Annotated in this window: 18 protein-coding genes; 11 read left to right on the top strand and 7 right to left on the bottom strand. The window is 36.5% G+C overall.

Annotation, left to right across the window (positions count from 1 at the left end; all coding sequences use genetic code 11):
- Positions 1-741 precede the first annotated feature (741 nt).
- The 8 genes from rpmH (at position 742) to SB028_RS19460 (ending at position 8,734) form a co-directional block, all read left to right on the top strand.
- The gene (gene rpmH, locus SB028_RS19495) at positions 742-885 is read left to right on the top strand and encodes a 50S ribosomal protein L34 (protein WP_004246509.1); all 144 of its coding nucleotides are present in this window, start codon (positions 742-744) and stop codon (positions 883-885) included.
- Positions 886-902: 17 nt separating this feature from the next.
- Positions 903-1,262, top strand: coding sequence for a ribonuclease P protein component (gene rnpA, locus SB028_RS19490; protein ID WP_071788569.1), 360 nt, complete (start codon positions 903-905; stop codon positions 1,260-1,262).
- Entirely contained in the window at positions 1,226-1,486 is a 261-nt protein-coding gene (yidD, locus tag SB028_RS19485; RefSeq protein WP_072064717.1) for a membrane protein insertion efficiency factor YidD, read from the top strand. Before rnpA ends, yidD begins: the two co-directional genes overlap by 37 nt.
- A gap of 2 nt (positions 1,487-1,488) precedes the next feature.
- Complete coding sequence (gene yidC / locus SB028_RS19480) at positions 1,489-3,129, top strand: membrane protein insertase YidC (protein WP_069367356.1); 1,641 nt, start codon at positions 1,489-1,491, stop codon at positions 3,127-3,129.
- A 131-nt stretch (positions 3,130-3,260) separates the two neighbouring features.
- Positions 3,261-4,625: a tRNA uridine-5-carboxymethylaminomethyl(34) synthesis GTPase MnmE gene (gene mnmE, locus SB028_RS19475; protein WP_069367357.1), complete on the top strand. Its 1,365-nt coding sequence runs from the start codon at positions 3,261-3,263 to the stop codon at positions 4,623-4,625.
- Between the two features lie 406 nt (positions 4,626-5,031).
- Positions 5,032-5,493, top strand: a complete 462-nt coding sequence (locus tag SB028_RS19470; RefSeq protein WP_074454065.1) for a DUF1097 domain-containing protein — start codon at positions 5,032-5,034, stop codon at positions 5,491-5,493.
- A gap of 328 nt (positions 5,494-5,821) precedes the next feature.
- On the top strand, positions 5,822-6,751 hold the full coding sequence (locus SB028_RS19465; RefSeq protein WP_069367359.1) for a metallophosphoesterase: 930 nt from the start codon (positions 5,822-5,824) through the stop codon (positions 6,749-6,751).
- Between the two features lie 18 nt (positions 6,752-6,769).
- Positions 6,770-8,734, top strand: a complete 1,965-nt coding sequence (locus tag SB028_RS19460) for a hypothetical protein (protein WP_286138775.1) — start codon at positions 6,770-6,772, stop codon at positions 8,732-8,734.
- Between the two features lie 59 nt (positions 8,735-8,793).
- Here SB028_RS19460 and SB028_RS19455 read toward each other — a convergent pair whose 3' ends face one another.
- The 6 genes from SB028_RS19455 to SB028_RS19430 form a co-directional block, all read right to left on the bottom strand.
- Positions 8,794-9,594, bottom strand: a complete 801-nt coding sequence (locus SB028_RS19455; RefSeq protein ID WP_069367360.1) for a TonB family protein — start codon at positions 9,592-9,594, stop codon at positions 8,794-8,796.
- A gap of 24 nt (positions 9,595-9,618) precedes the next feature.
- Complete coding sequence (locus tag SB028_RS19450) at positions 9,619-12,672, bottom strand: TonB-dependent receptor domain-containing protein (protein WP_069367361.1); 3,054 nt, start codon at positions 12,670-12,672, stop codon at positions 9,619-9,621.
- A 41-nt stretch (positions 12,673-12,713) separates the two neighbouring features.
- Positions 12,714-14,078, bottom strand: coding sequence for a porin family protein (locus tag SB028_RS19445; protein ID WP_069367362.1), 1,365 nt, complete (start codon positions 14,076-14,078; stop codon positions 12,714-12,716).
- Between the two features lie 187 nt (positions 14,079-14,265).
- Positions 14,266-15,066: a Slam-dependent surface lipoprotein gene (locus SB028_RS19440; protein ID WP_069367363.1), complete on the bottom strand. Its 801-nt coding sequence runs from the start codon at positions 15,064-15,066 to the stop codon at positions 14,266-14,268.
- Between the two features lie 413 nt (positions 15,067-15,479).
- Complete coding sequence (locus SB028_RS19435; protein WP_069367364.1) at positions 15,480-16,367, bottom strand: LysR family transcriptional regulator; 888 nt, start codon at positions 16,365-16,367, stop codon at positions 15,480-15,482.
- Positions 16,368-16,540: 173 nt separating this feature from the next.
- Positions 16,541-17,518, bottom strand: coding sequence for a nitrilase family protein (locus tag SB028_RS19430; RefSeq protein ID WP_069367365.1), 978 nt, complete (start codon positions 17,516-17,518; stop codon positions 16,541-16,543).
- A gap of 200 nt (positions 17,519-17,718) precedes the next feature.
- On the opposite strand from SB028_RS19430, the gene umoA reads away from it, so the two are divergent.
- The 3 genes from umoA to SB028_RS19415 all read left to right on the top strand — a co-directional run bounded on the left by umoA (position 17,719) and on the right by SB028_RS19415 (position 20,169).
- Positions 17,719-18,255, top strand: coding sequence for a UmoA family flagellar biogenesis regulator (gene umoA / locus SB028_RS19425; RefSeq protein ID WP_069367366.1), 537 nt, complete (start codon positions 17,719-17,721; stop codon positions 18,253-18,255).
- A gap of 250 nt (positions 18,256-18,505) precedes the next feature.
- Complete coding sequence (locus SB028_RS19420) at positions 18,506-19,369, top strand: ATP-grasp fold amidoligase family protein (RefSeq protein WP_069367367.1); 864 nt, start codon at positions 18,506-18,508, stop codon at positions 19,367-19,369.
- 50 nt (positions 19,370-19,419) lie between these two features.
- Positions 19,420-20,169 (top strand): GNAT family N-acetyltransferase, encoded by a 750-nt coding sequence (locus SB028_RS19415; protein ID WP_260664843.1) that lies wholly within the window; start codon positions 19,420-19,422, stop codon positions 20,167-20,169.
- On the opposite strand, the gene fdhD is transcribed toward SB028_RS19415, so the two are convergent.
- Entirely contained in the window at positions 20,166-20,996 is an 831-nt protein-coding gene (gene fdhD / locus SB028_RS19410; protein ID WP_069367369.1) for a formate dehydrogenase accessory sulfurtransferase FdhD, read from the bottom strand. The genes SB028_RS19415 and fdhD overlap by 4 nt on opposite strands.
- Between the last annotated feature and the right edge of the window lie 78 nt (positions 20,997-21,074).

Raw genomic sequence — 21,074 nt, 5'->3', positions numbered from 1 at the left:
GGCGGACTCCCCTAAAAAAACAAGACTAAAAAATAAACAGGAAAAATGCAGTTAAACACTGTGTGCCTAAATACAAAGTGCACAACACCGTTCCTCTTCAATTCTTAATAAGGAACAACTCTTGGTGACAACGATTTTTTTACATCGTGACTCACGATCGCAGACTGGCTATTCTGATCGTGACGGGGGATCATATCGCAAAATGAAACGAAGATCCTCTTTCTTTTGCACAGTTTTTATGGTTTTTATCCACAGGCTTACTGATTTACGATAATTCACCAAATGAAATATGCAAAGGCGTTCTAGTGTACTTGAGTCGCCCTATAAATAGCAATTGGGGATAACTTTCTCTTTGCATAAATCTCCCTTTCTTATAGTAAGTGATCAAATATCTCTCATTTGATCCACCAAAGATCCTTGCGCTTTCACCATGAGTCCGTATAATCTTGCACCCTGCGTGCTTGTACCAACAAAGTCACTTATTAAGACCCTTTTTTAGGTCGCTGATAAGCGTACTCGTTGCGCATAAGTCAGGATTGATTATCGGGTTTGCTAAAAAAGACGACAAAAATCGGTACTTAAAGCGTCATCTTCATTGACGCATTTGAGTGATTTTATTACAATCCCGCATCTTTCCATCATTGATGCTGCGATTGAAGTACTGGTTTGTTTATTTATTGCACGCCTGTCTGTCAACGCATTTGCTGAATCAGTAATTATATTAAGTAGGTAGAAATCGCCATGAAACGCACTTTTCAACCGTCTGTACTGAAGCGCAACCGTAACCACGGCTTCCGCGCTCGTATGGCCACTAAAAATGGTCGTCAGGTTCTGGCTCGCCGTCGTGCGAAAGGCCGCGCTCGTCTGACCGTTTCTTCGAAATAATAAAAGCTAACCATTCCGTGGTTAAGCTCGCTTTTCCAAGGGAGTTACGTTTGTTAACTCCCAAGCATTTCAATTTTGTTTTCCAGCAACCACAACGTGCGAGTTCTCCAGAAGTTACTATTTTGGGTCGCCAAAATGAGCTGGGGCATCCCCGCATCGGTCTAACAATCGCAAAGAAAAACGTTAAACGTGCTCATGAGCGCAATCGTATTAAACGATTAGCCCGTGAATACTTTCGTTTACATCAGCATGAATTACCGCCGATGGATTTTGTGTTATTAGTAAGAAAAGGGGTTGCTGAACTTGATAACCATCAATTGACGGAAGTATTGGGTAAATTATGGCGTCGTCATTGTCGCTTGGCTCAAAAGTCCTGATCTTGCTGATTAGGGGCTATCAACTGGGGATTAGTCCTCTGTTGGGGCCTCGTTGTCGTTTTAATCCTACGTGCTCTAATTACGGAATTGAGGCATTGCGCAGGTTTGGAATGATAAAAGGTAGTTGGTTAACAGTGAAACGCATATTAAAATGCCACCCTTTACACGAAGGTGGTGATGATCCTGTCCCACCTAGAAAAAACGACGATAACAGAGAAAATTAACGATGGATTCGCAACGCAATCTTCTATTCATCGCTTTGCTGTTCGTTTCTTTCCTGATCTGGCAGCAGTGGGAGGGTGATAAAGTTTCACAAAACACCACCACTACTGCTCAGGTCTCGCAACAAGCGGACGTGCCAAGTAGTGATAGTCTTGCTGTAACTGGTAACAGCAATGAGCAGGCAAAATTGATTACCGTAAAAACTGACGTACTTGATCTTCGTATCAATACTCAGGGCGGTACTATCGATGAGGCTGATTTGTTAGCCTATCCCGCCGAGCTTAATTCACAGACACCTTTCCGTTTACTGGAAACTACACCACAGTTTCTGTATCAGGCGCAAAGTGGCTTAATCGGCCCTGATGGCCCAGATCAGAAATCTCGCCCAGTTTATAGTGCTGATAAAAACGAATTCGTACTTGGTGAAAACCAAGATGAGTTACGTGTACCTATGACTTTTGTCAATGAAGAAGGCGTAAAATTCGTCAAAACCTTCATTCTGAAGAAAGGTCAGTACGATATCGGTATTGATTACAAAATTGAGAATACAACAGATAAAACGTTGACCATGAACTTCTACGGTCAGTTAAAACAATCTGTTAAATTGCCAGAAAGCCGTGATACTGGTAGCAGCAACTTTGCGCTACACACTTATCGTGGCGCGGCATACTCATCCGATGAAACCAACTATAAAAAATACAGTTTTGGTGATATCGAAGATAAAAACTTATCTATAACCACTAATAATGGTTGGGTTGCAATGTTACAACAGTACTTTGCAACAGCATGGGTTCCTTCTAAAGATAGTCAGAACAATAACTTCTACTCTATCACTTTAGAAAACAAATCTATTGCTCTGATTGGTTATAAATCAGCACCGGTGACAATTGCACCAAATAGCAGTGCTGACATCAGCTCAACATTATGGGTTGGTCCAGAAATTCAGTCAGAAATGTCAGCCATTGCGCCACATTTAGACCTGTCTGTAGATTACGGTTGGTTATGGTTTATCTCTCAGCCACTGTTTAAACTGTTGAAATTCCTTCACAGCTTTATCGGTAACTGGGGCTTCTCCATCATCATGATCACCTTTATCGTTCGTGGTATCATGTATCCGCTGACTAAAGCACAGTATACTTCCATGGCGAAAATGCGTTTACTGCAACCAAAATTGGCTGCACTGCGTGAACGTATTGGTGATGACAAACAACGTATGAGCCAAGAAATGATGGCGTTATACAAACAAGAGAAAGTGAATCCTCTGGGTGGTTGTTTACCGCTGATTATCCAGATGCCAATCTTCCTTGCATTGTATTACATGCTGATGGGTTCTGTTGAATTACGTCATGCGCCATTTATGTTATGGATCCAAGATTTATCGGCGCAAGATCCGTACTACATCCTGCCATTATTAATGGGTGTAACAATGTTCATCATTCAGAAACTGTCTCCTACGGCAGTGACGGATCCGATGCAACAAAAAATCATGACCTTTATGCCGGTTGTGTTTACTGTATTCTTCCTGTGGTTCCCATCAGGTCTAGTTCTGTACTATATCGTCAGTAACTTAGTGACCATTATCCAACAGCAGCTAATTTACCGCGGCTTGGAAAAACGTGGCTTACACAGCAGAGACAAAAAATAAGGTCACATGAGGAAAAACCTCTTCCTTGGTTACATTCAAAGGAAAGTGACATAAAATAGCGAAGGCGGTCTACAATGACCGCCTTCTGTTTTTTTATATTGATACAATTATTCTGATTAAGCGAGTACACCATGCATAGCACTGATACTATCGTCGCTCAGGCCACACCTCCGGGAAGAGGCGGTGTTGGTATCCTACGCGTTTCTGGCCCCAAAGCAGCCCTTGTGGCACAAACCGTTTTAGGCAAATTGCCGAAACCTCGTTATGCCGATTACCTGCCATTTCGCAATGATGACAACTCAGTGCTTGATCAGGGTATCGCCCTTTTCTTCCCAAATCCGAACTCATTTACAGGTGAAGATGTTCTAGAATTACAAGGTCATGGCGGCCCCGTTATTCTGGATTTATTACTAAAACGCATTTTACAAATTCCTGGTGTGCGTATTGCAAACCCTGGAGAATTTTCTGAACGTGCATTTTTAAATGACAAACTCGACTTAGCACAAGCCGAAGCGATTGCAGATTTAATTGATGCCAGCTCAGAACAAGCGGCACGTTCAGCGATTAATTCATTACAAGGTGCATTTTCCTCTCATATTAACGAGATGGTAGAGTCATTAACTCACTTACGTATTTATGTTGAAGCAGCGATTGATTTCCCAGATGAAGAGATTGATTTTCTTTCTGACGGTATCATTGAAGGAAAGCTTAACGCGGTTATTGCTGAATTAGATGATGTTCGAGCTCAAGCTCGCCAAGGTAGCCTGTTACGTGAAGGGATGAAAGTGGTTATCGCTGGTCGCCCTAATGCAGGTAAATCAAGCCTATTAAATGCATTAGCAGGTCGAGAAGCTGCCATTGTCACGGATATTGCGGGTACAACGCGTGATGTATTGCGTGAGCATATTCATATTGATGGTATGCCTCTGCATATTATCGATACAGCAGGTTTACGTGAAGCCCGTGATAAAGTGGAACGTATTGGTATTGAACGTGCTTGGAAAGAGATTGAGCAAGCAGATAGAGTGCTCTTTATGGTGGATAGTACGACTACCGATGCAACAGCACCTGAAGATATTTGGCCTGAGTTTATGGCTCGTTTACCTAGCACACTGCCGGTCACCGTTATTCGCAACAAATCAGATTTAACGGGTGAACCTGCCGAGATCACCTCGCAAGGTGACTATCCGATGATCCGTTTATCTGCCCGTGATGGAATGGGCATTGAGTTACTACGCTCACACCTTAAAGAAGCCATGGGCTTTAACAGCAATACTGAAGGGGGCTTCTTAGCGCGCCGCCGTCATTTACAGGCATTAAATACCGCAGCAGAACATTTACAGCAAGGCCATGAACAGCTGGTTTATGCAAAATCGGGTGAATTATTGGCAGAAGAGTTAAGACTGGCTCAACAAGCATTAAGTGAAATTACTGGTGAATTTACCTCGGATGATTTATTAGGCCGTATTTTCTCAAGTTTCTGTATTGGGAAGTAACGATCAAACTTTACCTGCTATAGCGTGTAAATATCACTTTACCGGTTATAGCAGGTAAAAATTGCATATATACGATATAAAGTTAGGTAATGCTTTTTTCAAAAAGAGTGTCATAAATTAATTATTTTATTTATTATATTATTTAATACTCGATTTTAATTAACCGATTAATAATATATATCAAACAACATACTTGGTTATTTTTTATTTAACTATAAATCTAATAAAGCAATCGTTTACTTTATCTTTTTATTTTTCAATAGATAAAGAGATTTCAGATAGCAAAAAAATGGTTATTTAAATTATGATATTTAATGATCTAAATATAGTAAATCAACTAATGATAATGCTAAAATTCGCCTTTAGTTAACAGGGTAAATATCCCCACTACTTTTAAGAGTCTATCGTGAGAACGCTTTACTTTACTGCGCTGACAACAGGCATTCTTTCTGCCATTTGGGCATTTGTTGCTAATCAATTTGACTTATTAAGCTGGGCTGGCTTTTTAGGGTGTACAGCCTATTTTGCTTATCCGAAAGAGGGTATTAAAGGATTAGCCGTTACTATGGCTACCATTATGAGTGGTGTAATTTGGGCATTAGCGATTATTTATGGTAGCCAAGTCTTTAGTGATATTTCTATTTTTGGTTATGCTGTCACCGGTGTGATTGCCTTTGTGATGTGTATTCAAGCCAAAAGTGCGCTACTTGCTTATATTCCTGGCACCTTTATTGGGGCATGTACTCTATTTGCGGCTCAAGGAGATCTCTTTCAAACCATTCCGTCATTAATCGTTGGCGTTTTATTTGGCTATTCGATGAAAATGAGTGGGCTTTGGATCGCCAATAAATGGCGAAAAACAGCGTAATTTATTTATGCTAATTCAAATAGAAAAGCGGTATTAGCTAGCCTAAAACCGCTTTTTTATTGACTCAACGGGCATAATTTAAAATTTATCGAAGATATATCCATAGATGATAACAATAATAATTTGATTATTTAAATTATTATATAATTTACATTTAATGAATTATATATTGGTCATTTAGTATAATGAAAACTCACTTTTTTAAATTTTAAAAAATAATTTTTTTATTATTAAATTTATCACTTACTAACAATATTTAATATTGTGCTTATTTTAATTTTCCGTCAAAAATAAGGAGAGAAAAACTTACTTTAAAAGGAAATTAATTATGAGTACAACACAATCAGCAAACTACAATATTATTGTGATGTCAGATCCACAACCTTGGCGTCTAGATCTGGATAATAATGACCCCAATAATGATCAATCCCGTTGGGAAACCACCGTAAAAAACGTTAGAGATAGTATTCAAGCATTACACCGTGAAAAATCTTTTGCTTTTGGCATTATAAATGGTGACTTAACAGAATTTGGTCGTCGCTCCCAACGTGAGAGTTTTCGTGCACTGTTTGCTCCCTCACCTTTAGGATTTAATACCTATGTTGGACTTGGTAATCACGATTATCAAAACAATGTGGGTGACTGTGCTGAGCCGAGTAATGCTGATTACAGTATGAATGCCTGTGCAAGAGGCATGGTTTTTGATATGCACTACCGTATTGAAGAGTATCGTAATTATGCGACTTCAGGTAATTTTAGATACGACAGTAGCGAATATTCAGGCAGTAAGGCTTACTCTTGGGAATATGGTGATATTCATTTTATTCAATTACAAAACTATCCCACTTATCATGTGGTGCTCGATCACTGGTCAGCTTCAACGATTAATGTCACAGATTCTATTGATTGGTTAGAAAAAGATTTAATTCAGGCGCGAAATCGCAATAAAACCATCATATTAAACTTCCATGATGGAAACCAACACTTCCCAGAAAAATCATCTCAAGAAGAGCTGACCTTCTTTAAATATATGCTAGAGCATTACGGGGTAAAGGCGGTATTTGTTGGGCATACTCATTATGTTGGTCAAGATAACCGTTATGGTGGCAGTGAGATCTTCGGCGATGTCCCAGTTTATAACAGCGGCGCTTTATTTAAAGGGGATTACTTATCTGTTGAAATTAATGACACACAACTCTCTATTGCGGTTTATAACGGATTATCAGGACAACCTCAGTTAATCGAACAATGGAATTAATTTAGAAAAGGAACTTTCATGATGCATTTAAATCCATTAAAAATCGCCATTAGTCCTTCATCGCTACCTGCAACACAGCCATTAATCTGTATCGACTACCAAGAGCTCCAAGACGATATGTTGGATATGATTAATCGCAATAGTAATGTATTGCCGACTATTGTAGATAAATTTAATGAGCAAGATCCACTAAATGCCCCCATCATTGTAGGACAAACTGTTATCGGACATATTATTGGTTTAGTCCCTGTTGTCGGTGGTGCATTATCAAAAATCACCTCCGCACTCTTTGGCATGATGAATAAAAATATGAAAGATAGCTCGCTCGCTAATCAAATTATTGAGCATGTCTCTCGTATTATTGACGCTAAAATTGCTGATAACAATGTTAAAATTATCAAACTCACCACCGAAGGCATATCTGACGTTTATCAGCTATTTTCTGATACCTTTGCGCGTTATCTTGATCCCACAATGCGTTATTCTGCACAACAAAAAAAAGATTTACGAGAACAAGTACTCAACCGCTTTGATGATGTCATTACGACAATTGTTTCGCAACAACCATTAGTTTTAAATTTAGCACAATCCGCAGGTTTACCTTTCTATTGCCATTGTTGCGCCCTTTTTGTTGCAGCACACTACGATATCCTCACCAATAAAGACAAACTCGAATTAAGTGATAATTACTTTAAAAGTAATCTAAAAACATTAAGAAACAGTATCGATAAATTTAATAGCGCAATTCATACCGCCATTTATCAACAAACCTCCACGATATTTAAAGATGATTACAATAAAAGTAATACTTTTTTATCAGGTATTTATGTTTCTGGATTATCTTTTTATCAGGCTTGGGTAAAACGAAGTTTTGAAATTGAATTTAACACCCCTTTTTCTCGTTGGAATAGCTTAGAACTCTATGGAAACGATTATAGCCATGATCCTAAAATCAGCTATTACCAGACTTACTTTAATATAGGAAAGGATATATTACATCGAACATCAATGTTACAGAGTATCGAGACCTATTCTCATATTGATGCCATTATTCGCATTAAACACAACTATTTAAGTACGGAAAAAGTCGCAGATAGCTTTCAATATGAGGGTTGTTATGGTGTAACAGGTGATAGCCGTGATATTTTAAAATCAGAAACTTTTTTTACCCCAGATAGCAATAAACCCTATTTATCTCCTGATCACATTTTACCTTCTGTACGCTATATCTCTGACACCCCTTGGGGCGCATTGCACTATATGGTATTGGATGATGTAAACAATAATAGCTTTACCATTGGTCAAGGCAGTCGAGAAAACAAGTCTTATCTCAATATTCCCGGTTACTGTTTTAATGGCGTAAACCTTTATATCAGCCGACATAATGGTAAACAATGCCATGATGATTCAGGCGCTTGGCTAATGGAATCGGCTCCGATATTTCGTTTTTATGACGGCTATGCCTCTCTAACGCTAGAAACTGAAAACCACTTACTGATACCACAAAAAAGCTATGAACTGGATTTAAATCATGGGTTCGATACACAATTAAGCCAGGCTCAGTATGGTTATAGCGATATGTTGGTCGGTAAAAACTGTATTTTGTTAAATCAAGAAGCTTATTTTTGTTTACCTTCAGAAGAAACTATTGGAAAAACCGATAATCCACAAAAAATGAAAGTGTTACTACAGTGTGCCACTGAAAGTGATTGTTCACTTTCAGTTTCAGTAAGAACGGGTAATGCCATTAATGGTACATTAGTTGCTTCAAATACATTTTCACTCGGCCTAAATCAGGACAATATCGTTTATAAAATAACGCCTCTACTTAATCATCCTGTAACAGATAACAAAGCTTATTTTTGTACTTATCAGCTTGAATTAGACTATTTATTCATACATGAAAACGAATCAAATCTTTATTTTTATTTGCACTTTTCTAAACCCGATATCCTATTAGCGGATATTACCGTGCTGTTCTAGCTGATCACGTTGATAAAAACACCTAAGCTTGATCGTACTTAGGTGTTTTATCTATCACATTAATTTAATTGAAAATCTAATGAAACAATTAAAGGATTCAATAGGCTTTCGGGTTTAGGACCAATAGGTTTTACCCGCTTTACAGCAGCCATAGCCGCATTATCTAATGAAGAAATGCCTGAAGAATTTTGTATCTCAACCCTTGAAACGACACCTTCAGATGTGAGTGAAAAACTCACCACTACCTGACCTTCATGCTGCATGCGACGCGCTTGTGATGGATAACGTTTATGGCGCTCTATTTCTCGACGCAGTGAACTAATATAGTGATTGTCAGATTCGCCTTGCCCTATTCCTTTTTCGCTTAATGCATGACTTTTTCCTGCTAACGAACTTGCCGTATGTTGCGTTAAGCTTTCTGCCGATGCTTCTGATGTCGTTTGTGCTATTGGGTTTTCTAACTCACTCTGTTTTATCGGCTCTACTTTTTCTTGTACTACCGGTTTTTTTACGGGTGTAATGGGTTTTGGTTTTATGGGTATCGGTTTTTCTTTAGGTTTTTCAGGTAATTTCTTGGGCGCTTCAACAAATTCTCCTTTTTCGGCACTGGGCAAAACAATCGGCGCTTCTTGTGGTTCCGTTTCCAGTAAAGGCTCCGGCACAATGGTCGGTTGTTGGGGGGATGAAAATACAACTTGGTAAACGGATAATGTATTTTCTTGTTGCTGATGAATATGGTGTGCACTTTCTGTCATAGAAAGTGAACGTAACACCCAACTTAATATGGCGATATAAACTAACGATATACCGATTAACCAGTAATAAATATTAAGCGGATGCCTGACAGAAAGTGCCAACATAGCAAAAGCTCCTACTCTCTTTAATTAAAATTGTGCAGTCATACCCAATCGAAAGGTTCTTCCCGGTGCAGGCATACCTGATCGCGTTAAAGGATCAATATAGTATTCGTTTAATAAGTTACTGCCCGTTATTTCAAACGATAAATTAGGGCTATATTGATAATTAATATAGGCATCGACGGTAAAGACTTTTGCCCAACGCATTGGGTTGTTATTTTGACCGTACATTTCTCTTGGTAACTTTTCTTTTAGCCATTTTTCATCTTTATTTTCCACTTCTGATGAATAGAGCCAACGACTGCCTATTTCTAATTTATTCTCTAGCCAACGAGTCCCTAAATGTAAATTAACCGAATATTTAGGCTGAAGAGAGGTACGTAAAAAACCACCTGGGTAGCCCCCCGTCATACACTCTTTAATTCCCAAGAAACCAAAAGGATCATAGTGACTAAAGGCATTTTTGTCGCATACCTTATTTTTAGGGCTATAAACAAGCGCGGTATCCATAAAAATAAAACCATTATCAAAACGCGCTTGAACTTCCATCCCCTCTAATACTTGCTTTTCAAATTGCCTAATTTGCCAATTCGCATCTCTATCAAATACATTTTCAATATTGGTATAAAAATAATTGATTTTAATATCAGCATGGCGCTCGACATTAAGCCAATCGGTCAAATCAAACACAAGCCCAAACTCTGTACTTTTCGCACGCTCTGGTTTTAATTTAAAGCCGTAATAGCGGGCTTTAGAGCCTGAAAACCCGCTAGTATCTTCAAATAAATTAGGTAATCGTAGCTGCTCGGTATAACGACCATAAAAACGCAATATCTCGTTGGCATACACCGTTGCAGACACTAAAGGTGAAAATGCCCCATGCTGATAACTGGGTTCAGGTGTAAAATTACCTTTATCATCATCAAGATAAATAGGGATTGGATTTATCACACCCATTTCATATTTATTAACTAATTTACCTGTAATTGGGTCAGGCACTTTTTCATTGATATCAGCATAACTACTTAAGAACATATTGTGACTTTTAGATAATTCGCCATTTTTGTCATAAAGTATGACGGTATATTCCGTTGTCATAAGGCGATTTTGGAGAGATTTTATATTGAGATTTCCTTGTTCATCACGAAGAAAATCATCTTGCATCATATCAACCTGCATTCTTTTAACTTCATTATGATTAATAATCTTTTCTTTTATTTCAGGTGGTAATTTTTCATATTCAGGATAAACAAATTTAGATTGTTGAAACTCACGCACCTTTTTAGTTACTTCTGGATAATATCGATAATTTTTAAGCTCTTCAGGTAATGTTGCTACATCGATCCGATGAATAGCTCGATATAATAAATATTCCTCCGCGGTTAATGTACGTCGATAAGGGAGAATAAAGCCTCTTATTGATGGAGACTTCTCATAACCTTTTACGTTATTACGTCGCTTATTATTTAAAAAGGTATCTGTTAAATGATAATAATGGTATTTCCCACCCGCAGTAACGGATAACCAAGAAAGTGGCTTCCAATCTGTGGAAAGCGCTAAATTAATTTCATGACGTTTTCCTGCTCGCCCAGAGGTAACAAAATCAAAATCTGCAGGTAATTCCAATTCATCGCTATCTAATATTTCAAATTGATAGTTACTGGAAAATGAAATAGAAAATTGCGGTGATAATTTAAATATTGAAGATAAATCAATACCATAACGATTATTTTCTTGATAAAGAGAAGATGTATCAATAAATCCCGTATCACAACTGAATTCCCATTCGGTATTTCTATTAGAAAACAAATCAACTTGTTTTGGCTCTCTTGGTTTACCACCACGAGTATTAGTATGCCCAGCAGTTAAATTACCCCATAATCGTAATAATAAATCAGTTTGTTTATCCTCTGATTTATATTGGTAGGTTAATATGCCTGCTTGTTGTGTAATATTCCCTAACGGCCATTGATTAACTAAATTTTTATCATACCGAACCCAACTTAAACGTGATGGCATAATATCGCCAAACAGTAAATCAGTGTATCGATAGTTAATGGAGAAACGGTGCGTTAATTCAGGAAATAATGTTCCTTTAACTAAAAGAGAGCGACTACGATTAGAGGTATTAGGTACTTCATTATTAGGTCGATAAATATGAGCAATAAAAGGTAAATAAGGCTCAAAATTTCTTCCACCATCCTTTACATGAACTGATTCAAGTAAATCTTGATCTGTCTCACTATAATTTTTGGCATTTCTTTTTCCGGCAAAATAATTTCCTTTTTCCCGCAATGCATAGGCAAATAATAAGTTAAATTTTTCCTCTTCAAAACCTAATCCAAGACGAAATGAATAATCTTGAAAGTTTTGTACTTTACTTTTTTGAGGTGTGATTTCTAACGCAGGATCAATAATGTAAGCATTTTGCTGATAAAACTTCGGATAATAGCGATAATCTTCAATCATATTTGTATAAACTTCTTTATACCGTGTTGAATTATTACTAATATCTCCTTTAAAATTAATCCCAAAAGAGTCACCAATAAGGACAATATCTCGAATATCGAGGGTTTTTACTGCAATACCGCCACCAATCCCTGTTTTCATATCTGGGGTTAATGAAGGACCTTTTTCAATATAGATACTACTAATCAGATTGGAATCAATATAGTTACGATTAGAGGCACCACTGTAACCACGATAAACGGTAATTGCCTGCTCTGTCCCATCCACCGTAACTGGAATTCGCCCTTGTCCTTGAATACCACGAATATTAGGATCAAGCGCGCCACCATTACGAGCTTCACCACTATATACCCCAATGGCACTTTTTAATAAATCAGCAGGAGAGACACCTTGATAACGCTCTAATAGCTCTTTTCCTAAATAAACATTAGAGACATCTTTTTCATAAACTTGTGAATAACCTTGTGTATCTTTTTCTTTATTATCAGAAATCTGAATATGACCAAGATCGGTTTTATCTTCTTTGGCTTGCAGATAAAAGCAAGGTGAAACTAGTGATAGAGAAACGAAGATTGAAACAATTTTCCGCTTTTTAAAAAGCATTATATGCATTGTTTTACCTATTAAATTGATAAAGGAAGTCACTTATTTAATTAAAATTGTTTTTCTAATTTAAATAACACTTCATGTTGCTGATATTGATATAACCAATCCACATTGCTTAATCTTCGGGTATAACGTAATTCTATTGCGGGATAAAACCCTAAAATAAAAGGTGATTTGTTTTTAATATTAGTTGTAAAAACAACACTATTGTCTTTTCTTCTCTTTTTCAATAAAGGATTATAGTTATTAAAATATTTAAATTGATATTGTAAAAAAAAAGATATATACCAACGCTCTGATAATGGATAATAAACACCCGTTTTTATACCATACTGCTGATAATTTAATAAAGTATTTTTTTTACACCCAAATTGATAATTTAATTGATTAACTAAGCGTAGTTTATTATTAAAATAATAGTTATGGTTAGTACTATAACTCACTCGCTGACTATTTAAATTATTTAGCGCTTTTTGATATTTCTTTATTTTATAATCAAAGCTTAAATTAATAGTTTGCTTTTTATTAATCAAATAAGATAATTGTGTTTCACTTCCCCATGCTTGATATTCATATTGAGTTGGTGTTTTTTTTATTTCGTAATACGGTGTTATTGACCATTGATATTGAGATTTTTGATAGCGATAATCCAGTTGTGTATATAACGCAAGAAAATTAGCGCTACGGTAAGAGTGATAATCAATATATCGAGCATAAGAATAGGAAGAAAAAGTATGATGAGAATAAATAATAAAAGGTTGATAAAAAGAAAAATAATGCGTTAACCCTGTTGATGTAATGGGCTTTGCTCCCCTTAACGTGATTGTTCTTTGCGTTGAGTGAGAGACAATATGTTCAGCTAAATCAGGTGCATGGTTAATATTATCATTATAAAAAAAGTTAAGTTGATAGAAACGTTGCCCTTGAAAATAAGAGGCTAACTTAACCTTATAAACCTTAATTGATTGAATAATATCGTTAGGTAAATCAACCAGATTACTCAATTGATTGAGTTGTCGTTGTGCTTTTTTATATTCTCGCAAATGAAAATAAAGCTGAATTAATCCTGTTTGCGCTGGGATAAAATCGGCTTTTTGCTTAAGTTGTTGCTGATAATAAAATTCAGCGTTTAAAAAATCGCCCTTGGCTTGAGCTAAAATCGCTTTAGCGTAATCAATTAATAGTGTTTCATGTAAAGGCAATTGTTGATAGTCCAGTAGTAGTTCTTCAGCCTTTTTCCACTGCTGTTGCTGCAAAGCACGATAAAGTTGTTGCCCTAGTTGGGCAACTTGGTGTTGAGGTGAATGATAGGAGAATAAAACAGAATTAATCTCTTTGGCATTAACGTTTAATGGAATAAATAACACACTGATAATAAAAAATAATTCCATTCGTTTTTGATAATAATGCATGGTATATCCTTATAATAAAAACTGACCTATTCCTTAAGTTCGGTTTATTTTTAATAAAAAAAAACAGATAACCCTATACCGGATTATCTGTTGCTAACATTTAGCTTAATGACCACTAATACCACATTTAAAGAATTAACCGATTGTATTACCAAACAAATTTATAATATTATTATTCTTGAAAAAATTAAGAAGCATCCGTGCTTGCTGTTATTTCTTCACTTTCACTGCTATTTTTCGTACCACCAAAACCGATATCTTTTGTGTGATCCGAACTAAACACCACAATACCCGCTAACGTTTCAGCGCTTTCACCAAAGAAAGCACCTTCAACAACCCCTGATGTTGTACCTTCTTTCGCATCGGCAGAAAACGTTACTTGGTTATTTGCGGTATAAAGATTTCCACCTTCTAACTCGACCGTACGTTGGCTATTCGCCAATGAACCTTCAATTTTCTTTTGTGAGAAATCAACATCAAATGAACCCGAAAATAGGTTACTACCACTGTATTGGCTAATCCCTGTTACCGTATAAGTGGCGCTATTTGTTGGTAATGTGGTGGTAACATCTTTCCCCACATAATAGGTTTGATGTGTTGCATCTGTTGCTGATGTTGTTTTTGCCCAGTCACCAAAATAGACATTGGCATCCGTGATTTTGGCAAAGTGAAAAACGCCCATATTACGGTGACTAGCGGGCGTACTTTCATTCGGTTGAATAGTATAAATTCCATTACTATCCGCCCCACCACTCATTCTTGGCGAAGTTAACGAAGCAAAACCAATTTTTTTCCCTCCTCCTACTGTACTAATACCCACACCTGGCTCTCCACCGGGGATTTGGCTATGACCACGTTGTATAGGATCACTAGCCCCTACTTTCATCGTCGTAAAAGGCCCACTTTGATTAGAATGTATTTCAGCATGTACAGTATGAGTCCCCATTAATATAAATAATGCGCAGACTAATTTATTTCGTTTATTCATAATAACTTCCTTATTATTAACTTGAGGGTGTGGCTACTTATTATAAATAATAAGTAGCCACTTACAGAGATATTAATATTTCATCTTTACAGCTTTACTTACGAATATAAAGCTTGCTGTTTCGGGCGTAGGTAATATGAAACAAATCCCCCTCATTGTAAATAACACATTTTAATTACGGAGATTTTAATTAACCTTACTTATATTATAACAATTAAATTAACCAAATGATTTAATTTAACTTTTTATTTAAAGACATAAAAAACAAAAAACGATTTTATATTTATTTTTGTGAACAAGATCGCAATTGTTTCTTTTTATTTATTTCAAAACTAATTGATATTTAAAATATATACCTTGTTATAAGACGTCTATTTCAAATATCATCAATTCTAAAGTTAAAAAAATTTTTATTATATTTTATTTATTTCATCAGAAATTATTTTTATAAAAAGATCACGATCTTTATTCTGAATATTATTATTCCAAATAACACCTATTTCCCATTGTGTATATAAACCTGAAAGTGGTAATAGTGTTACTTTTTGTTTATCACAAATAAGTTCTGCATTTTTAGGCACCAATGCCATTCCTAATCCCGCAGCAACTAACGCTAACTGCGTTTGAATATCTTGTGATTGTTGTAATACTCGAGGCTTTATTTGATGATGCTTTAAAAAATCACGGATTTGTTGATACAATTTTTTTCCTTTTTCAGGAACCAACTGAATAAGCCCAAGCGTATTAAAGTAGTGTAATGGATCATCATCAGCCTCTAATACCTTAATCGTTTGTGTAGGGATTGCTAACATCAATCGCTCTTGTACTAATGAAACACCTTTAAGTGGCTCTGTAACAGGTAAACGAGAAAATGCGAGATCAAGCTCACCTAAAAGTAATTTATCTTCCATTGTATTAGAAGGCATATCATCAATATGAACCGTAATATTAGGATATACGTGATTAAATTTTGCCAATAATGGAGTAATAAAATTTAAAGAAGACAAACCAAATCCAGCATAAAGTGCTACTTTTTGGGGTTCACTTAATTGACGAGCTTGTTTTTCTAGAACGCGAGCTTCTCTTAAAACTGATTGCGATTGACTCAGTAAATACTGTCCTTCGGGCGTTAATTTTGCACCATGACGTCCACGTTGAAAAAGTGTGACACCAAACTGAGATTCCAGTGTTTTTATCTGTTTAGTGAGTGCCGGTTGGCTAATACAAAGCCTTGATGAAGCCGCACCAAAATGTTCTGTTTCAGCTAAAACAACAAAAGCATTCAATAAACGGGTATCCATGATTAATCATTAATCCTATCTTATTTTTCCTTTTATTATTCTAACATAAAATAAATAAATAAAATTAACAACTAACACCAATGTATTGATAAGCAAAGAGAATAGATTAAATTGAGATTATTCTTTAGCTAATACAAAAACAGCTCACAAAATGAAAGCTGTTTTTTATTAAATTACGCTTTACCAAATCGAACCGAAATAGGATCTTGTTCATTTCCTAATTTTGTCGTTAATATCGAATAAAGTTCAGGCCTTCGCCCTGTTATCCAGCGTCTTCCTGTTGATTTGTCTAATAATGTAAGGTCAAGATCCGCAATCACCATATCATCATTAATCGCTTTGCTCTCTTTTATTACGCGCCCATAAGGGTCAAGGATCATGGCATTTCCTGTGCGGATCTCTTCTTCATCACGACCGACACCATTACTAAATAATACAAACATACCGTTATCATGAGCTCTTGCTGGTAACCAACGCATTAACCAACCTCTTCCATGCTCACCTTGAAATGCCTCTTGTAATGATTGTGGATCATGATGTCGATTTTCCCAAAGCGCCATGGGAATAGGCTTCATACTCTGTGGACTACGTGAATTTGTCCCCCCCGTTTGATGAGGTGCGAGTAAAATATCGGCGCCGAGTAACGCATTAGCACGTGCATTTTCTATCAAGTTATTATCCCAGCAAATTAATACTCCCATTTTAACGCCCCAAGGCGTTTCAAATACGGTGTATTGTTCACCACTTTTGATGATCGGATGTTCGAAGGCATGTAATTTCCGATGTTTATGCAAAGAGCCATCAGGCATACAAACAACCCATGTATTATAGAGTGTATTGTCTTCGGCTCGTTCAATAAGCCCGACACCTATCGCCATTTGATGTGCTATCGCTTTTTGTTTTATTAACGCTAAAGATCCACTGTCACCACAGTTAGAGACTCGTTCACTTAATGCATAGATTGCATGTTCTGGCAATTTAGGAACATGCCAATACCCTGTAATGCACATTTCAGGAAACACTAATACATTCACTTTTTCACTGATGGCATTATCTATAAATTGATGAATTTTTGATAAATTATAAACTTTGTTGTTTGCTTTATGTTGAAACTGCACAGTCGCAACACGTAATGTTTTAAATGTACTCATACGTTTTCACCTGCTAATCCTTATATCTTTCTCAATATAAAAACGTATTTTCTGATTAAAATATAATCACTTATTCTCTATTTTTGATAACCTTTCGGAATGAAATTGGATAACAGCAAGAAATAACAGGGTTCTACACCTCTGTTTCACGGAATAAATACCTTATTTTTTGGCATCATAATGGCAATAAAGGAGTATTTATGTCTACTAAGTCCCTATTTATAATTCTTTCATTATTAGGATTATCTGTTTCCTGTTTGGCAGGAGATGGCTTAGTGGATAGAACATGGACAGCCTCAGGATTAGATACACAAAGTTATCGACAAGCATTAAGACAACCCGCCGCAACCTCTCGATATACTCTTTTTAATATCACCCCAGACATGCCTGTTCCAGGTGGTGCTAGCCATTCTGATCCTCAAGGTATTCGTTACATCGCCATGAAGTATGGTCCTTATGGTCAACCTGAACACTATAAAACCTACCAAATTATGTTTTCTCACTATTCAAATAGTAGTACGAAGAAAATTCGCTATTTAGGTGAGTTATATACTGTTGTCGGTGATATCTATTTAATTGATCCTTTTGCAACAGCCAATGAATGGCAACGTGGCCGTAGCCAAATCGTTGAAGAGTACTATGAGATATTAGATGCTAACGGAAATAGAACCGGTAAAGGATTACGCTTTAATAATTGGGATAAACCAATTCATATAACTAAATGGTCATCGAATTAATATACTCTTAATCTATATTCCGTTTTATTAACGCTCTCTTAATGTCGTCATTTTTTCTTTTATTAAAATATGCACTTAAATTATTAACCACCGTTAATACCTTCTAAATTTATATAAATAAAAAATATAAGAATATCAATAACTGACATTACTCTCTTAATTTCTATTTAATTATTTCTTTATATAGGGGTTTTGTTCAAAGAAAAGTTGGTTTTTATTTCACTTATCTATTTTAAATAATCATTAGTTTATGAAAATCATAGAATATTATTTCAAGCAATTTCGAACTATCGCATTACCTGATCGTGTGTATTTAAAGAATAAGTTTATTCGTAACTTAGGTTATCAGCCCAACTTTAAAATACCGACATCACTTAATGAAAAAATTAATGCTCGTATGCTATTCGATCGAAATCCAATTTATACGCGCTTAGCCGATAAAATCAAAGTAAGAGAATATGTGATAGAAAAAATTGGCCCGCACTATCTGGTGCCTCTCATTAATACCTATTCTCATCCCGATGAAATCGATATCACTCAGCTCCCTTCACGTTTTGTACTTAAATGTAATCACGATAGTGGTAGTACCCTTATATGCCTTGATAAATCCACTTTTGATTTTGAAAAAGCAAAGAAAAAGCTTCAATTTCATTTAAAACGTAATCTCTATCCCATCACTCGTGAATGGCATTATAAAAACATCAAAGCTCAAATCATCTGTGAAGAATATATTGATTTATTTGATACACACAATCCAATGATACCAACGACTTGTCGTCTTCATTGCTTTAATGGTCAGCCGCATTACGCTGAAATTGATATTTCTGATACCAAAGGGAATGAGTATATAAATGTATATGACACAACTTGGCAGTTACAACCCATTACATTAGAAGCTCCCAATACCCCAGAACCTGTTGAAAAACCAACTCAATTTGAAAATATGTTGCAATTAGCCGCTAAAATGGCAAATGACTTTAATTATTGCCGAGTTGACTTTTTAATGTCTGAAAACAAGCTTATCTTTAGTGAAATCACCTTTACCCCAAATGCAGGGCGTATCCCGATCAAACCTAAAGAGTGGGATTACAAATTAGGGGCATTGTGGTCATAATCCGCTTACTACGTTTACTAATAAATTAATTCACTATGAAGAATATCGTAATGACGAGTTTTCAGTCTCGTACTGATTTACTCGAAAAAGCAGAAAAAATGATTGCTGATCATTGGCCCGCTTTTATGATGGGAACCTCTGTTAATGAAAGCTATTGGGATCGCTTATACGCACCTCCTTTTTCTCATTACCAATTTCTCGCCGTATTAAAAGAAAATGATCAAGAAGAAGTCATTGGTGTGATAAACGCTGTCGCTTTCCCTTGGAAACATAACAGTTTTAATGCACTTCCTGATAATGGCTGGGATTGTGTATTTGAATTAGGTATGCAAGCAGATGAAAAACAGTGCCCATGCCAACTTATTTCAGCATTGTCAGTCACCGTTGATAGCCGTTATCGTGGCCAAGGAATTCCGCAACGTTTAATTAAAACCCTAAAAGCTTACGCTAAAGATCAAGGTTATCTTGGTGTTGTCGTCCCTGTTAGACCGACATTAAAGCACCGCTATCCTCTGCACTCTTTTGAAGAGTATTGCCAGTGGAAAAATGATAACAATGAACCCTTTGATCCTTGGATACGCACACATTGGCGTTTAGGTGCGACGATTATTAAAATAGCCCCACAGTCTATGAAAATAGAAGCGCCAAAAGAAACATGGGAACAATGGACTTCTTTACGGTTTCCCACGAGTGGTGATTATGCCATTCCTATGGGGCTTGCACCGGTTAGTATTGATATTCAACACCAATCTGGCACTTATCTTGAGCCTAACTTGTGGATGTTCCACGATATTAATTAGTCTGTCAGTCGTTGTGGATGAGTAAATATCGTTGCTCTTCCGCGACGACAAAAACCCACCAGCGTAACATTATATTTATTAGCAACTTCAACAGCTAAAGAGGTTGCGGCAGAAACAGCAAATAAAATTTCTGTGCCACACATCGCCGCTTTTTGTACCATTTCATAGCTTGCTCGGCTTGAAACTAATACCGCGCCTTCATGCCATTTTTCTTGTGCTTTCATACCTAAAAGTTTATCAAGCGCAACATGACGACCAACGTCTTCGCATCCTCCTTGCATTTCACCTTCTGGTGACAACCAAACCGCAGCATGTGTACACCCCGTTAGCTCACCGATTTCTTGAACCGTTGTCATTTGCGCTAAGGCTTTATCAAGATTTGACAGTGAAAACGTTTGTGTAAAAGGTAACGGTGTAATAGGTCGGAAAATCTCTTCTAGTTGTTCAGTTCCACAAATACCACAGCCTGTACGCCCTGCCATATTGCGGCGGCGCTCTTTTAACCCCATAAAGCGTCGGCTTGATAATTCAACTTGAACTTCAATGCCCCCATGGCAACTTTCCACAATTTCGATACTTCGAATTTCATTAGAAGATTCTATAATGCCTTCGGATAAAGAAAATCCGACAGCAAACAACTCTAAATTTTTAGGGCTAGCCATCATAACAACGTGAGAAATTCCGTTGTATACTAATGCAACAGGAACTTCGAGTGCAATATAATCATCTTCTTGTCTGTTGAGAGATCCTTTGTGTTGCACAATTGTTTGATCTACGCCAATGATTACACGTTTAGTTAACAATTTTGTCGATTTTGTTTCATCCATAAGATGAATTCCTAATTTTATTAATACATAATAACAATACGGGTAAAACGATTTTACACTACCTATCAGGCAATGAAC

Origin of the sequence: Proteus vulgaris, assembly GCF_033708015.1 — a bacterium.
GTDB lineage: Bacteria > Pseudomonadota > Gammaproteobacteria > Enterobacterales > Enterobacteriaceae > Proteus.
Note: the sequence above shows the minus strand (reverse complement) of the source record. Positions and strands in the feature narration are given on the sequence as shown.

What these genes read in the sequence shown, in the direction of transcription:
- SB028_RS19460 (WP_286138775.1), top strand. Translation starts at nt 6,770, where the DNA reads ATGATGCATTTAAATCCATTAAAAATCGCCATTAGTCCTTCATCGCTA.
- SB028_RS19430 (WP_069367365.1), bottom strand. Translation starts at nt 17,518, where the DNA reads ATGAGTACATTTAAAACATTACGTGTTGCGACTGTGCAGTTTCAACAT.
- SB028_RS19465 (WP_069367359.1), top strand. Translation starts at nt 5,822, where the DNA reads ATGAGTACAACACAATCAGCAAACTACAATATTATTGTGATGTCAGAT.
- mnmE (WP_069367357.1), top strand. Translation starts at nt 3,261, where the DNA reads ATGCATAGCACTGATACTATCGTCGCTCAGGCCACACCTCCGGGAAGA.
- rpmH (WP_004246509.1), top strand. Translation starts at nt 742, where the DNA reads ATGAAACGCACTTTTCAACCGTCTGTACTGAAGCGCAACCGTAACCAC.
- umoA (WP_069367366.1), top strand. Translation starts at nt 17,719, where the DNA reads ATGTCTACTAAGTCCCTATTTATAATTCTTTCATTATTAGGATTATCT.
- SB028_RS19445 (WP_069367362.1), bottom strand. Translation starts at nt 14,078, where the DNA reads ATGCATTATTATCAAAAACGAATGGAATTATTTTTTATTATCAGTGTG.
- SB028_RS19450 (WP_069367361.1), bottom strand. Translation starts at nt 12,672, where the DNA reads ATGCATATAATGCTTTTTAAAAAGCGGAAAATTGTTTCAATCTTCGTT.
- SB028_RS19415 (WP_260664843.1), top strand. Translation starts at nt 19,420, where the DNA reads ATGACGAGTTTTCAGTCTCGTACTGATTTACTCGAAAAAGCAGAAAAA.
- yidD (WP_072064717.1), top strand. Translation starts at nt 1,226, where the DNA reads ATGGCGTCGTCATTGTCGCTTGGCTCAAAAGTCCTGATCTTGCTGATT.
- SB028_RS19455 (WP_069367360.1), bottom strand. Translation starts at nt 9,594, where the DNA reads ATGTTGGCACTTTCTGTCAGGCATCCGCTTAATATTTATTACTGGTTA.
- yidC (WP_069367356.1), top strand. Translation starts at nt 1,489, where the DNA reads ATGGATTCGCAACGCAATCTTCTATTCATCGCTTTGCTGTTCGTTTCT.
- SB028_RS19420 (WP_069367367.1), top strand. Translation starts at nt 18,506, where the DNA reads ATGAAAATCATAGAATATTATTTCAAGCAATTTCGAACTATCGCATTA.
- SB028_RS19440 (WP_069367363.1), bottom strand. Translation starts at nt 15,066, where the DNA reads ATGAATAAACGAAATAAATTAGTCTGCGCATTATTTATATTAATGGGG.
- fdhD (WP_069367369.1), bottom strand. Translation starts at nt 20,996, where the DNA reads ATGGATGAAACAAAATCGACAAAATTGTTAACTAAACGTGTAATCATT.
- SB028_RS19435 (WP_069367364.1), bottom strand. Translation starts at nt 16,367, where the DNA reads ATGGATACCCGTTTATTGAATGCTTTTGTTGTTTTAGCTGAAACAGAA.